This is a genomic window from Devosia sp. P2_G7 (assembly GCF_056403495.1).
Window position 1 is genome coordinate 215,594 of record NZ_JBFUFI010000004.1, and the last position, 14,216, is coordinate 229,809.

The 14,216-nt window shown below is 63.7% G+C and carries 15 protein-coding genes; 12 read left to right on the plus strand and 3 right to left on the minus strand.

All coding sequences use genetic code 11. From position 1 onward, the window contains the following. Positions 1-79: 79 nt before the first annotated feature. Both AC1DWU_RS08970 and AC1DWU_RS08975 read left to right on the plus strand, forming a co-directional pair. Entirely contained in the window at positions 80-742 is a 663-nt protein-coding gene (locus tag AC1DWU_RS08970; protein ID WP_477149629.1) for a TetR/AcrR family transcriptional regulator, read from the plus strand. Further along, a complete protein-coding gene (locus tag AC1DWU_RS08975) occupies positions 739-1,248 on the plus strand; it encodes a GFA family protein (protein ID WP_477149630.1) in 510 nt (169 codons plus the stop codon). The genes AC1DWU_RS08970 and AC1DWU_RS08975 overlap by 4 nt, the downstream gene beginning before the upstream one ends. A gap of 67 nt (positions 1,249-1,315) precedes the next feature. Here the strand turns inward: AC1DWU_RS08975 and dksA are convergent, their stop codons facing one another. Both dksA and AC1DWU_RS08985 read right to left on the minus strand, forming a co-directional pair. After that, positions 1,316-1,729 (minus strand): RNA polymerase-binding protein DksA, encoded by a 414-nt coding sequence (gene dksA / locus AC1DWU_RS08980; protein ID WP_055882371.1) that lies wholly within the window; start codon positions 1,727-1,729, stop codon positions 1,316-1,318. A gap of 115 nt (positions 1,730-1,844) precedes the next feature. Then, positions 1,845-2,261, minus strand: a complete 417-nt coding sequence (locus tag AC1DWU_RS08985; RefSeq protein ID WP_477149631.1) for a flagellar assembly protein FliX — start codon at positions 2,259-2,261, stop codon at positions 1,845-1,847. Between the two features lie 268 nt (positions 2,262-2,529). Between AC1DWU_RS08985 and AC1DWU_RS08990 the strand changes: the two genes are divergently transcribed. The 10 genes from AC1DWU_RS08990 (at position 2,530) to flaF (ending at position 12,553) form a co-directional block, all read left to right on the plus strand. Beyond that, positions 2,530-3,615, plus strand: a complete 1,086-nt coding sequence (locus AC1DWU_RS08990; protein ID WP_477149745.1) for a flagellar basal body P-ring protein FlgI — start codon at positions 2,530-2,532, stop codon at positions 3,613-3,615. Further along, positions 3,615-3,971, plus strand: a complete 357-nt coding sequence (locus AC1DWU_RS08995; RefSeq protein ID WP_477149632.1) for a rod-binding protein — start codon at positions 3,615-3,617, stop codon at positions 3,969-3,971. Before AC1DWU_RS08990 ends, AC1DWU_RS08995 begins: the two co-directional genes overlap by 1 nt. Next, on the plus strand, positions 3,972-4,445 hold the full coding sequence (locus tag AC1DWU_RS09000; protein WP_477149633.1) for a hypothetical protein: 474 nt from the start codon (positions 3,972-3,974) through the stop codon (positions 4,443-4,445). Positions 4,446-4,543: 98 nt separating this feature from the next. Further along, positions 4,544-4,867 carry a hypothetical protein gene (locus AC1DWU_RS09005; protein ID WP_477149634.1) on the plus strand — a complete coding sequence of 108 codons (324 nt, stop codon included), beginning with the start codon at positions 4,544-4,546 and terminating at the stop codon, positions 4,865-4,867. A gap of 250 nt (positions 4,868-5,117) precedes the next feature. Next, a complete protein-coding gene (locus AC1DWU_RS09010) occupies positions 5,118-6,668 on the plus strand; it encodes a flagellin N-terminal helical domain-containing protein (protein ID WP_477149635.1) in 1,551 nt (516 codons plus the stop codon). 241 nt (positions 6,669-6,909) lie between these two features. Next, positions 6,910-8,460 carry a flagellin N-terminal helical domain-containing protein gene (locus AC1DWU_RS09015; RefSeq protein ID WP_477149636.1) on the plus strand — a complete coding sequence of 517 codons (1,551 nt, stop codon included), beginning with the start codon at positions 6,910-6,912 and terminating at the stop codon, positions 8,458-8,460. 175 nt (positions 8,461-8,635) lie between these two features. Further along, positions 8,636-10,453, plus strand: a complete 1,818-nt coding sequence (locus AC1DWU_RS09020) for a flagellin N-terminal helical domain-containing protein (RefSeq protein ID WP_477149637.1) — start codon at positions 8,636-8,638, stop codon at positions 10,451-10,453. Between the two features lie 86 nt (positions 10,454-10,539). Next, positions 10,540-11,742, plus strand: a complete 1,203-nt coding sequence (locus AC1DWU_RS09025) for an MFS transporter (protein ID WP_477149638.1) — start codon at positions 10,540-10,542, stop codon at positions 11,740-11,742. Positions 11,743-11,805: 63 nt separating this feature from the next. Beyond that, positions 11,806-12,192 carry a flagellar biosynthesis repressor FlbT gene (gene flbT, locus AC1DWU_RS09030; protein ID WP_477149639.1) on the plus strand — a complete coding sequence of 129 codons (387 nt, stop codon included), beginning with the start codon at positions 11,806-11,808 and terminating at the stop codon, positions 12,190-12,192. Then, positions 12,182-12,553, plus strand: a complete 372-nt coding sequence (flaF, locus tag AC1DWU_RS09035; protein WP_477149640.1) for a flagellar biosynthesis regulator FlaF — start codon at positions 12,182-12,184, stop codon at positions 12,551-12,553. The genes flbT and flaF overlap by 11 nt, the downstream gene beginning before the upstream one ends. Positions 12,554-12,707: 154 nt before the next feature. Here flaF and AC1DWU_RS09040 read toward each other — a convergent pair whose 3' ends face one another. Then, positions 12,708-14,210 (minus strand): flagellin N-terminal helical domain-containing protein, encoded by a 1,503-nt coding sequence (locus tag AC1DWU_RS09040; RefSeq protein ID WP_477149641.1) that lies wholly within the window; start codon positions 14,208-14,210, stop codon positions 12,708-12,710. Between the last annotated feature and the right edge of the window lie 6 nt (positions 14,211-14,216).

Genomic DNA, 14,216 nt, shown 5'->3' on the forward strand with positions numbered 1-14,216 from the left:
AGTTCTGCATGTTGTCAGAAACTAGACTGTCCAGTACTGTTCTGTCAATCCGGGCTGTGGACGTTTTGGAAGTGGGGCGATGGGATCTGAGGTGACCGACCAAACGACGGACGCGGAAAGCGACGGGCGCTCCGCTCGCAAACGGCGGGCGATCCTTGATGCGGCCACCGAGGTGTTCCTGAAGAGCGGCTACCTCGGTACCAACATGGATGAGATCGCGGCGCTCTCAGCGGTATCCAAGCAGACCGTCTACAAACATTTCTCCAGCAAGGAGGCGCTGTTCATCGAGATCGTCAGCGGCATGACGACCGGCGCGGGCGACCTCGTGCACAACGATGTCGAACAGCTCCCCGAAGGCGACGACCTTGCGGCCTATCTGGTCGAATACGCCCTGCGGCAACTCACGGTTGTACTGACGCCCCGCATCATGCAGTTGCGGCGCCTGGTGATCGGCGAGGTAACGCGTTTTCCCGAACTGGCAAAGGTGCTGTACGAGCGCGGACCGGCGCGGGCCATAGCGATGCTTGCCTCGGTCTTTCAGGGCCTTGCCCAACGCGGCCTGCTGAAGATCGACGACCCCGCGACCGCCGCTTCCCACTTCAACTGGCTGATCATGTCGGCACCGCTGAACCAGGCCATGCTGCTCGGCGACGCTGCAATACCCTCGCTAGCGGAACTCAGACGCAATGCCGAGGCCGGTGTCCGCGTATTTCTGGCCGCCTACGGCAACCCTGGGAGATGAATCGGACGCCCCGGTATGTGGCACGCTGCGTTTGCGGCCAGGTGGAGGTCGAGATGAGCGGCGCGCCGGTCATCAGCGTCGTCTGCCATTGCGACGACTGCCAGGCCGGCTCCCGCATGATCGAGGCCCTACCCGGCGCGCCCGCGATTCTGGATGCCGGCTCTGGCACGCCCTACGCACTCTACCGCAACGATCGCATCCGATGCACAAAGGGCGCGGAGCTTCTGGAGAGCTACAAGCTCAAGCCAAGCTCGACCACGAGCCGCATGGTGGCCAGTTGCTGCAACTCCGCCATGCTGGTGCAACTGGCCCCGATCCTGCACTGGACGCCGATCTATCGCGACCGGTTCGCAGCTGAAGCTCCGCCGCTGGAGATGCGAATCAACACCAGGTTCACGCCCGATGACGTCGCGCTGCCCGCGGACATGCCGAGCGTCAGGGGCGTGCCATTCACGTTCGTGGCCCGGCTGGTCGCCGCCAAGATCGGCATGCTGCTCGGCCGCTGACTGAGCGGTCTGTGCAACCGGCTGAAAGCCAAAACAAGAAGGCCCGCATCGCTGCGGGCCTTGCTTATCACTCGTCGCGGTACACCTTCTCGCGCCGCTCGTGCATTTCCTGGGCTTCCAGGGAGAGCGTGGCGATCGGCCGGGCGTCGAGCCTGGCGATACCAATCGGATCGCCGGTTTCTTCGCAGTAGCCGTAGGTGTTGTCCTCGATCCGCTTGAGCGCCGCGTCGATCTTTGAAATCAGCTTGCGCTGCCGATCGCGGGTGCGGAGCTCAAGGGCACGATCGCTCTCCGAGGAGGCGCGGTCGGCCATGTCCGGATGGTTCTGGCTTTCTTCCTGCAGGTTCTCGAGCGTTTCGCGGCTTTCTGCGAGGATCTCGCTCTTCCACCGCTCCAGCTTCTGCCGGAAGTACTCCCGCTGCCGCGGGTTCATAAATGGTTCGTCCTGAGTAGGTCGGTATTCAAGAACTTCAGTCGACATTCTGACTCGATTCCAAAACGCCCCTAATGGCGGGCCTTATAGTGGCGTAAGGGTATGTTCTGCAAGTGTTCAAAAGCTTGGTGATTAACACGTGAGCAGGTAGTTCCCGACTGTGTCAGCCGAGGTACAGTCCGCGTTTGGCCAGCTCGACGCGAGCCCTGAGCTCGATATCGTCGAGCAGCGCGTCCAATCCGGGCTCGCTCCGCTCCCGCGCCTGGGTCAACACAGCCATGAGCTGGTTGAGGCGCCCCTCGGCCATCCGGCCGACCAGTAGGTCGCTGCGCAGCCCCTCGAGCGTATCGATCAGCTGAGCGCCGCGGCGAACCACTTTCTTGCGCTTCAGTAGCGGATCCTCGACCGCCTGCAGCGCCAACAGGGCGTCAAGCGACGTGGCGGCGGCGATCGTGGCGGTGGGACGAGCTTCCTGCGCCTGCGGCCCCTGCCCGATCTCGAACGCCGCGCCGGACGAGCTGCGACCGGCCGCTGAGCGCCCCGCCACATTGCCTACCCGCGCATTGTTTTCGATCCGCACCGGACTCACCCGTCTCGTCGCCTGCCCGGCAAAATCTGCCGTCAGCGGTTAAGCAAACGTTAACCCGCCCGGCAGGACTTGCCGACCCGGCCTCCACCGGCACTCTGGTTTTCTGTTTTTATGTGCAATTTCAATACACTAGTTCAAACGATCAAACTTGGCACGGTTCTCGCAACACCACTGGCAATCACGGCGCATGGGGATGTGCCGCACTTTCGGGGACTGCCAGATGGCTAAAATCAATCTCAAGCGCGCATTGCTCGGCCTGATGACCGCAGTGCTGCTCGTGCCGCAGCCGAGCGTTACCTACGCCGCCGCGGCCCGCATCAAGGACGTCGTCAACATCGAGGGCGTGCGCGACAACCAGCTGGTCGGTTATGGCCTGGTCGTAGGCCTCAACGGTACCGGCGACGGCCTCAACAACTCGCCTTTCACCAAGCAGAGCTTGCAGGCGATGCTGGAACGGCTGGGCGTCAACACCCGCGGCGAGAACATGCGAACCGCCAACGTCGCCGCTGTGATGGTGACGGCCAACCTCTCGGCCTTCTCCACCCAGGGTTCGCGGCTCGACGTCAACGTCGCCGCTCTCGGCGACGCCAAGAGCCTGCAGGGCGGCACACTGCTGGTAACTCCGCTGCTCGGGGCCGATGGCGAGGTTTACGCAATCGCCCAGGGCTCGGTGACCATCAACGGCTTCTCGGCCGAAGGCGACGCCGCTTCGGTGGTGTCGGGCGTCCCGACGACCGGTCGCATTTCCTCGGGCGGCCTGATCGAGCGCGAAATCGGCTTCGTACTCGGCGCGCAACGCACGCTGCGGCTGGCGCTCCGCAACCCCGACCTCACCACCTCGCGGCGCATCGCCCTCGCCATCAACGACTTCATCGGCGTGCCCTGCGCGACGCCTGAGGATCCGGCGACCATCCGGCTCAACCTGCCCCGCAACTTCAACGGCAACATTGTCGACCTGCTCACCGATATCGAGCAGTTGGTGATCGAAACCGACCTGCCCGCGAAGATTGTCATCGACGAGAACTCCGGCATCATCGTCATGGGTAAGGATGTGCGGGTCTCGACCGTCGCGGTGGCGCAATCGAACCTCACGGTGACCATCGCCGAGAGCCCGACGGTGGTGCAGCCCAATCCGCTGAGCCTGGGGCAGACCGCGGTCGAGCCGCGCACCGACCTCTCCGTAAACACCAGTGAGACCAAACTCGCAGTGGTGCCGGAATCGGTCAGCCTCCAGCAACTGGTCGACGGCCTCAACGCTCTAGGCATCAGCCCGCGCGATCTCATCGCCATCTTGCAGGCAGTGAAGGCCTCAGGCGCGCTGCAGGCCGAGATCGAGGTGCTGTGATGCTGAGTTCCGCCTCTGGCCTCGGCTACGCCGGCCAAAGCAAGACGACCACCCTCTCGCCTGCCCAGGTTGGACATCTTCGCGAGCAGGCAAAGGACCTTGAAGGTGTTTTCCTCAACACTTTGATGAAGGAAATGTTCTCCTCGCTGAAGACCGACGAAAGCGCCATGGGCGGCGGCTTCGCCGAGGAGACATGGCGCGGCATGCAGGCCGAACAGATGGCCGACGTGCTGGCCCGCTCGGGTGGTGTGGGCCTCGCCGACGCCCTGCTGCCGGACCTCATCGCGGCGCAGGAAGCCGCGCAGAACTCGATCCCCAAGAACACGACGCCAACAAAGATCAGTGGAGCGCTGTAAATGATGAATGCTGCTGCCGAACGCCTCGCGGCCCTCGACTCTCTGCCCGCCGCGGAACTCTGCGGGCTCGCCATGGAAACGCTCGAGAGCCTGGTCGTGGTGCTGAACCAGGAAACCACCCTGCTCCGCGCCGGCCGCGCCAAGGATGCCGGCGAGCTGACTGCCGAAAAGACCCGGCTGGCGCAGGACTACATGGGCTTCGCCCGATCGGTGCAGCGGCAGGGGCCTCGGCTCCGGGCCGAAGCGCCGGAGTTGGTGGAGGCGCTGCTCGGCGGCCATGACAAGCTGGCGATGCAGATGGCGGAAAACCTGCGCGTTATCGCCACGGCTCGGTCGATCACCGAGGACCTGCTCACGGACGTGGCCAAGGCGATGAGCGCCAAAGCACGCCCCAAGACCTACGGCGCCAACGGCGAGATCGCCGGCCAGCCGCCGCAGATCGCCAGCGGCGTATCGATCAACAGGGCGCTCTGATCGCTACAGTTTTCCGAAAATTGTCCCGAACCGCGAAAGCCGGACGAAAGCCGGGACCGGCATGCTTCCCAGCCAGTTGGTAATTGGGAATGCCGGTCATGAGCGCCAGAATAGCGCCCGAACCGATCAGCACGGGACTCGGAGCTGTCGCGGACTATCGTTCGCGCTCACTGCTGGGCGATTCCCGCGCCGGTTCTGACCAGCCCGACACCCCTCCCCCGCCGCCCTCGCAGAACAGCCTCGCGTCTTTGCTGCCGCCGCTGCCTGCGCCGCCACCGCCGCCGGGATCCGCGTTCGCGGCCGCACTGCTCTCAGGGCAGTTGCCGCCCAAGCCGACAAGCGACCGCGAGATCATCCTGCGGCTGGGCAGCGCCGACCTGCCCGCCCAGGGCTCGCTCGCGCTCCACGACCGACGGGTCTGACCGACCTCGATTCTGCCCCGCCGCATCTCGATTCCCTAACTCCGGGCCGGCGCGGCGATGCTGGGCAGGAATTGCCGTGGCGTCGCTTTTATCAGGCATACCAAGGCTTTACGTGTGACACAGCCGTGTCATGGAACACAAAATTAACTGCGTCAGGAAGCATCCCGTTAACCATTCTTAAGCCGGCCGAGGCTACGATCAGCTCAATCTCAGGACGAGATTATCGATTTAGCCAGAAGGGATTTCACCCATGCCGGAAGTTAACCTGTCAAAGGCGGTTCGCTCGAACCTCCTGAGCCTCCAGTCCACCGCTGCCTCCATGGCCAAGACGCAGGAGCGTCTCGCCACCGGTCTCAAGGTGAACACTGCGCTCGACAATCCGACCAACTTCTTCACTGCCGCGTCGCTGAATAGTCGTGCGTCCGACATGGCAAACCTGCTGGACTCGATGTCTAACGGCATCAAGACCATCGAAGCCGCCGACAACGGCGTGACTTCGATCACCAAGACCGTCGAGTCGATGCAGTCGGCCCTGCGTCAGGCGCGCCAGGACAAGTCGTTCAAGACCATGTCCTATGCGCTCGATGCGACCGCGATCGGCACCACCACTGCCAAGACGATCTCGTTCGAGGGCGGCGCCGTCGGCACTGCACCGGTCAGCATCAACCTGAACACCACCGGCGCCGGCTCTGCCGCTACCGCTGGTACCTTCACCTCGACCGCCAACTTCGCGGCCGTGACCTTCACCGACGCAGCGGACGATATCTCATTCGATATCGCCGTCGACGGCGGTGCCGCGACAACCGTCACCATCGACCAGGCCGCTCTGGCGACCGTCGGCAACAATGACGACACGCTCGACGACGTTGCCGAACTGAACGCCGTCCTGACGGCCCAGGGCGTCACCGGCGTCACCGCCTCGATCGGCGGCGGCAAGCTGGTGCTGACGTCGGCCACCACGGGCACCAACTCGTCGGTTGCCGTGACCAACTTCGCCGAGACTGACGCCGACACCGACACCACCATCACCGGTATCGGCCTCGACGCCGGCACCTCGGCGGCCGGTGCTGCAGCGGTCGCCCCCGGTGCAGTGAAGACTGTCGATGCGCTGGTCCAGGAGATCAACACCAACACCTCGCTGAAGGACAAGATCCGCGCCTCCAACGACAACGGCAAGCTCCGCATCGAGAACCTCTCGACCGAAGAGCTGACCGTGACCGGCGTTGGTACCGACGGTGAGGTCGACGGCACCACCGGTACCGGCGACATCGGTGGCAATACCGTTCGCAAGAACCTCGTCACTCAGTTCAACGAACTGCGCGACCAGCTCGACAAGTTCGCCGACGATGCGTCCTTCAACGGCATCAACTTGCTCCGCGGCGACAAGCTCAAGCTGACGTTCAACGAGACCGGCACGTCGACCATCGACATCCAGGCCAAGAATGAGAATGGCGACCCGATCGCCATCAACAACACGACCCTCGGCATCGACCACGTCGTCAACTCCGACTTCGACGCGGACTCCAAGCTCGACGCCAAGCTCGAGATCCTGGGCTCAGCGCTCGGTAAGCTCCGCTCGCAGGCGTCGTCCTTCGGCTCGAACCTGTCGATCGTGCAGAACCGCACCGACTTCACCAAGAACATGATCAACACGCTGGAAACCGGCGCGGCGAACCTGACCTTGGCCGACACCAACGAGGAAGCAGCAAACCTGCTCGCCCTGCAGACCCGCCAGCAGCTGTCGTCGACCGCACTGTCGATGGCCTCGCAGGCCGACCAGGCTGTGCTCCGCCTGTTCTAAGGGCGAACGCCTCCAGACACGAAAAGGCGGGCTTCGGCCCGCCTTTTTTCGTTCTACGCGCCATTGCGTACCAGTTCGAAGCATTGAGAAAACAAGTCATTAACTTTGCTTCGAATGCCACCAACAAACTTCAATTCGCGGGACGAACTTAAGACTTCTTTTGCCGGTGGGGACCAATGATCCGGGACGTCTCAGGAGAGACGGTTAGTAACTGAGTACGGACCCAGAAAGGGCCTCCAAAATGGCTGATGTAAATCTGTCAAAGGCAGTTCGCTCGAACCTGCTGAGCCTCCAGTCCACCGCTTCGTCCATGGCCAAGACGCAGGAGCGTCTCGCCACCGGTCTGAAGGTGAACTCGGCGCTCGACAACCCGACTAACTTCTTCACCGCTTCTTCGCTGAACTCTCGTGCTTCGGATATGGCGAGCCTGCTCGACTCCATGTCCAACGGCATCAAGACCATCGAAGCCGCGGACAACGGCCTTTCGTCGATCACCAAGACCGTCGAGTCGATGCAGTCCACGCTCCGTCAGGCGCGCCAGGACAAGTCGTTCAAGACCCAGTCCTTCTCGATCGACTCCACTTCGATCGGCACCTCTTCGGTGAAGACGCTGTCGTTCAAGGACGGCGCCGTCGGCGCCACGGCTGTCAGCGTTAACCTGAACACCACCGGCGCCGGCTCTGCCGCTACCGCTGGTACCTTCACCTCGACCGCCAACTTCGCGGCCGTGACCTTCACCGACGCAGCCGACGATATCTCATTCGATATCGCCGTCGACGGCGGTGCCGCGACGACCGTCACCATCGATCAGGCCGCTCTGGCGACCGTCGGCAACAATGACGACACGCTCGACGACGTTGCCGAACTGAACGCCGTTCTGACGGCCCAGGGCGTCACCGGCGTCACCGCCTCGATCGGCGGCGGCAAGCTGGTGCTGACCTCGGCCACCACGGGCGCCAGCTCGGCGGTTGCGGTGACCAACTTCGCCGAGACTGACGCCGACACCGACACCACCATCACCGGTATCGGCCTTGACGCCGGCACCTCGGCGGCTGGTGCTGCAACGGTCGCGCCCGGCGCGGTGAAGACCGTTGATGCTCTCGTTACCGAGATCAACGGCAAGGCCGAACTGAAGGACAAGATCCGCGCTTCCAACGACGGCGGCAAGCTTCGCATCGAGAACCTCTCGACCGAAGACCTCACCGTTACCGGCGTTGGTACCGACGGTGAAGTCGACGGCACCACCGGGACTGCCGACATCGGTGGCAATGACGTCCGCAAGAACCTGGCCAAGCAGTTCAACGAACTGCGCGACCAGCTCGACAAGCTGGCTGATGACGCCTCTTTCAACGGCATCAACCTGCTCCGCGGCGACAAGCTGAAGCTGACGTTCAACGAGACCGGCACGTCGACCATCGACATCCAGGCAAAGGATGCCGACGGCACTGCCACCTCGATCAACAACACTTCGCTTGGCATCACCACCGTTGCCGACAAGGACCTCGACAGCGACGCGTCGATCGACGCCAAGCTGAGCACGCTGGGCGACGCCCTCGGCAACCTGCGTTCGCAGTCTTCGGCCTTCGGCTCGAACCTGTCGATCGTGCAGAACCGCACCGACTTCACCAAGAACATGATCAACACCCTCGAGACCGGTGCGGCGAACCTCACGCTTGCCGACACGAACGAGGAAGCAGCGAACCTGCTCGCTCTGCAGACCCGCCAGCAGCTGTCTTCGACGGCTCTGTCGATGGCCTCGCAGGCCGATCAGGCCGTGCTTCGCCTGTTCTAAGAAGTCAGTCGCAAGACAAGGCGAAGGCGGGCTCCGGCCCGCCTTTTTCTTTTGGGCTAGACTGTTTTCGCAACCCGATTAACCGGCCGTTTGCACCTGTGGCTCGATAGATACTCATTGTGACGAGCCGGGCCCCAGGATGCGGGCATGCTAGACAGACCAGAAGGTTTGTGACGTGGCCGAAGTAAACCTCTCCAAGGCGGTTCGCTCGAACCTGCTTTCGCTCCAATCGACCGCTACCTCGATGGCGAAGACGCAGGAGCGCCTGGCCACTGGCCTCAAGGTCAACTCGGCACTCGACAACCCCACCAACTTCTTCACTGCAGCGTCGCTGAACAGCCGCGCCGGTGACATGTCGAACCTGCTGGACTTGATGTCGAACGGCATCAAGACCATCGAGGCCGCCGACAACGGCCTGAGTTCGATCACCAAGACGGTCGAGTCGATGCAGTCGACGCTGCGCCAGGCTCGGCAGGACAAGTCGTTCAAGACCCAGTCCTTCACCATGGATCCGGGCCGCACCGGCCTGCTCGAGTTCTCCGGCGGCGCCGTTGGCGGCACCGCCGTCGGCGTATCGCTGGGCAGCGCCGGCGCGGTGCAGTCGACGGTTGCGGCGTCAGCGGATTTCGTCCCGCCTGGCGACGGTTCGGTGTCCTTCGCCTTCAACGCCGATACGACGGGGTTCAGCGGCTCCGACGCGGTCGCGTTCCAACTCTCTCAAACCGGGGGTTTTGGCAGCGTTTCCTGGCCCATAACGATCGATAGCTTCCAGCTTTCGATGTATGGCAATAACGACAACGTCGTCGACGACATCAATGAGCTCACCCAGTTGCTCGAGGGGCAACTGTTGGCGGATGGTTTCGCCACATCGGTAACCAACGACGGCACCAACATCACCATTGCAAGCACGGCAGGCCCGGGCAGCAACCTGTCGATTTCGGCCGTCGACGGCGACGTGGACGTTGGCGGCAACGTAAACGCGACGTTCGGCATCACCGCGCAGGCCGGTACACCGTCGGCACCAATCACCATCAGCAACGGCACGAACACCGCGACGATCAACCTTACGGATTCCAACGCCCCCGACGCGACCACGGCCCGTAGCTACATCCAGTCGCAGCTGACGGCGCAGGGAGTGTCGGGCGTCACGGTGGGAGGCAGCGGCAACCGCATCGACCTCCAGGGTGAGGCCAATGGCTCCAATTCCGTCACCGTCGGCGGGGCTGGTGCTGCTGCAGTGTTCGGCGCTTCTCCCGGCGTGACCGCCGGCGCCACAGCCGGCACCTATTCGGTCGACCAGCTCGTCCAGTCGATCAACACCAACACCAGCCTCAAGGACAAGGTCCGCGCCTCCAACGACAACGGCAAGCTCCGGATCGAGAACCTCTCGACCGAAGAGCTGACCGTCAAGGGCGTCGGAACCGACGGCGAGATCGACGGGACCTCGGGCACTGCCGAGATCGGTGGCAACGAGGTGCGCAAGAATCTCGTCAAGCAGTTCAACGAGTTGCGCGACCAGCTCGACAAGTTCGCCGACGACGCCTCGTTCAACGGCATCAACCTCTTACGCGGCGACAAGCTGAAGCTGACATTCAACGAGACCGGCACCTCCACCATCGATATCCAGGCCAAGGATTCCGATGGCGACCCAACCTCGGTGAACAACACGACGCTCGGTATCGCCTCCGCGGTGGACGCAGACTTCGACAGCGATGCCTCGCTCGATGCCCGTCTCGGCAAGCTCGGCGATGCTCTCGGCAAGCTCCGCTCGCAGGCCTCAGCCTTCGGCTCGAACCTGTCGATCGTCGAGAACCGCAACGACTTCACCAAGTCGATGATCAACACCCTGGAAACCGGCGCCGCGAACCTGACGCTGGCCGATACCAACCAGGAAGCCGCGAACCTGCTCGCGCTGCAGACCCGCCAGCAGCTGTCCTCGACAGCGCTGTCGATGGCCTCGCAGGCCGACCAGGCCGTGCTGCGGCTGTTCTAGCGGCATTGGCAGAGACTTGAGGACAGGCGGGCCGGTGCCCGCCTTTTCCATTGTCATGGGTCGCTCGCCGGGCAATCGTCGCACCCATGACGCCGTTCCGAGACATCCTCCGCATCCCGGCCCAGCGCCGGCTGCTGTTTGCGGCCATTCCCGCCGATTTCGCCGACTGGTTCGACTACGTCGCCGTGGTTGCGCTGATCGCCTATGTCTGGGGCCACGGCCCGGTCGCCCTCGCCTTCCTGGCCCTGGCCTTCTCCCTGCCCTACGTCATCGCCGGCCCGCTGCTCGCCGCCTGGGTCGATCGCACCGAGTTGAAGCGCGTGCTGCTGGTTTCCAACCTTGGCCGTGGCGCGCTGACCTTCGCCCTGGCGCTGGCGCCCAATGTTGAGGTTCTGCTGCTGCTTGTCCTGCTGCGCGGCATCGTCGATTCCGCCTTCACCCCCGCCCGGCAGTCGGCCATCCAACTGACGACGCCCGAGCCGCTGCTGATGGCCGCCAATGGCCTGCACCAGGGCATCAACCAGGCGAGCAAGATCATAGGCCCGGCGGCTGGCGGGCTGCTACTGGCGCTGCTGCCGGCGCAGGGTGTGTTCGTCGTCAACGGCTTCCTGTCCGTCGTGGCGTTCCTGATCCTGCTGGGCCTGAAGCTGCCGCCTCGCGCCCATGTGCTCCACGGTACCGCGGAGCCATTCCTGCGCCGCGTGTCCGGGGGCATCGCCGAATTCGGGCGCAACCGGCGGCTGCTCGCGGTGCTGATCTTTGCCGCCGCGGCCAACTTCATCTTCTTTCTCTACGACACGCAGATTGCGCTGCTGACCAGCCGCCTGGGCTACGACGCAACGGCCTTCGGGCTGACCGTCACCGCTTCCGGCGTCGGCGGCGTCGTCGGGGCATTTCTAGCGGGCATGGTCAGGCCGAAGCGCCCCCTGGCGATGATGGCCATCCCGGCTTTGATCTCCGGCCCGGTGACCATCGCCGTGGCGCTCGCGGCGGGGTGGAGCCTCGCCATCCCGTTCCCACTGTTCTGTGGGGTGATGGCAGTGATGGGCGGCACCACGGTGTTCATGATGGTGCCCTATCGCTCGGTGATCCAGGCCGAAACGCCACCTGATCGGATCGGCCGGGTCACTGCCGCCGGCGAGGCCGCGATGATCTCGGCCATGATGTCGGCACCGTTCCTCGGCAGCCTGATCAGCGCCGGCTTCGGGGTCCCGGCACCGTTCATCCTGGGCGGCGCCCTGCTCATCCTCCTTGGTCTCGGAGCACTCGCATTCGCCCTGCGCCGGTAGCGTTTTGGTGACGCGCCGTATGCAGTATGCTGCTCCACGGAATCATGGGGTCGAGCCACCGATATGTCGCTAAAGGTCGAACTGAAGCCGGGCGAACGCCTGATCGTCGGCAACTGCGTCATCACCAACTCGGATCAGCGCACGCGGCTGTTCATCGACGGTAAGGCGCCAATCCTGCGCGAGAAGGATATCCTGACTTTCGACACCGCCGACAGTCCCGCCAAGCGCATCTACTTGGCGGTGCAGCTCATGTATATTCATGAGAGCGTCGAACGACTTACGCAGGACTACTTTCAACTGGTCAACGACATCATCACGGCAGCGCCATCAACAATCCGCATTGTTGACGAAATCAATAACGAGATATTAACCGGCTCCCTGTACAAAGCACTCAAGGCTGCGAAAAAGCTGATCCAGTACGAACAGGAACTCCTCGGCAATGCAGAATAGTGCGGCCCTCGCCTACCAGCAGGTAGGCAGGCAGACGGTTAATCCTCGTCTCCTCGAGGCGAACCTCCTCTCTCGAGCTGCCGGCCAGATGCAGCGCATCAGGGACGATTGGGACAACGAGCGTCACGAGCTCCACAACGCCCTGATGTTCAACCGCAAGCTCTGGACCGTGTTCCTCGGCTCGGTGACCGGCGAGGAAAGCCCGCTGCCCAAGTCGCTGCGCGAGAACATCGCCAACCTCGGCCTGTTCGTGATGAAGCAGACGATGACCATCCAGGCCGAGCCGTCGGCCAACAAGCTCACCGTACTGATCAACATCAACCGCGAGATCGCCACCGGACTGCGCGCCGGCCAAAGCTGAGCGCGACATATCGCTGCGAATGATCAAGCCCGCGGAAACGCGGGCTTTGTTGTTTCTAGCCGTTCCAGCGGCCATGCCTGCGCACCAGAAACAGAGATCCCCGCTTTCGCGGGGATGACTTGTGCGATCGGGGTCTGCGGAACGTTGGCGGCCGCTAGCGCATGTAGTTCACGAGCGATAGCTGGCTCAGCAGCGCGGTGGTCTGGTAGCTGGCTTCCAGCCGGGTCTTCAGCGCCAGGATCTCCATCGCGATGGTCTCGGTCGGCGCGGACTCGATCTGCTCCAGCATGTTGCCGAGCTGCGCCGAGTGCGCCGTGTGCCGCTCGGCAATGGCGCCCGTCGTGCTCTGCGCGAGGCCGAGTTCGACCGTGATGGCCGCCAGTGAGCCCGGCTGATTGTCCTTGGTGTCGGCGAGCCGCGAGGCGTTGCGCGACATCATCGAGGTGTAGCGCTCCTCCGAGGTCGGATCGCTGTCCGGAAAATCCTGTACGGCCACGGCGGCGAGCGTCTGGATCAGATTGAGGAAGCCACTTTCGTTGGCCTGCACGCCATAGCCCACGGTCGTGCCCTCACCCACCCGGGCGGTGACGGTGTTGCGCGGATCGGCGCTGTCCTCGCCATTGTACCAGAGCATCGTGTTGGCCGAGGTGCCGGCGATGAGGCCGGTGGCGGTGTCGTAGGGCGGGCCGTCGACGCGCATCACCTGCTCGCCCTGCCCGTTGAAGAAGTCGTCCGCTGCGGCATAGGCCGATGCCGAAACCAGCGCGGTCTCGGCCAGGTTTTTCACCGAACTGGTGAGTGCCGTGCCGAAGTTCGCCGCGGTGGTGTCGGCATCGGCGCCGATCTGGAACTCGCCTGCGCCCGGCGTGGCGGTGGTCGCGACGAGGACGACCTGCTCCTCGGTGCCATCCGGCATGGTGAAGCTGACCTGCACCTTGTCGCCAGCAGACGGCAGCGGCGTGCCGAACTGCACCGTCAGCTGCGGCGGCGGGCCACCACCGGGGGCGGTCACCGCGATGTTCGCCGAGGTGGTGGTGACGCCTGAGAGCTTCATGCCGAACACGGTGGTCTCTTCCGCCAGCGTCACCGTGTCGGTCACGGTACTGATGTCGAGCCGGCCCAGGTGGTCGGTCCCCAGATCGGCAAGCTTCCGCTCACCCACGACCTGCTTGAACCCCGCGCGCGCGCCGACGCCGTTCATCAGGTCCGCCGGCGTCGAGACCGGCTTGCTGTCGGTGCGGTTGCCGCCGAACATGTAACGGCCAGCGATATCGGTGTTGAGCAGCGTCATCACCTCGTCGAAGCGCGAACCGGCGAGCGTCGGCGTGGTCTGGAAGTTGATGCCGGAGGTGCCGCCGCCGCCAGAAATAGCCGCGGCGCGGGCGTCGGACTCGATAGTGTCGAGCCGGCTCATCACCGTATCCAGCACTTCGAGGCGAAGGTTCACGGTCGAGATCGACTGCTGGTAGCCATCCATCCGCGCCACGCGCTGGCGCAGCGCCAGGTCGAAGTACCGGTCCGAGCCCATCTCTGCGAGCGTCGAGGCCTTCTCCCCGCTCGACAGCTGCGTCTGCAGCTTGTCGTAGCGCTCTTTCATGTTGGTGATGTTCTTGATGCCGTTGGCGAGCGGGAACATCGTCTTGCCGACTGAGGTCATGGTGTT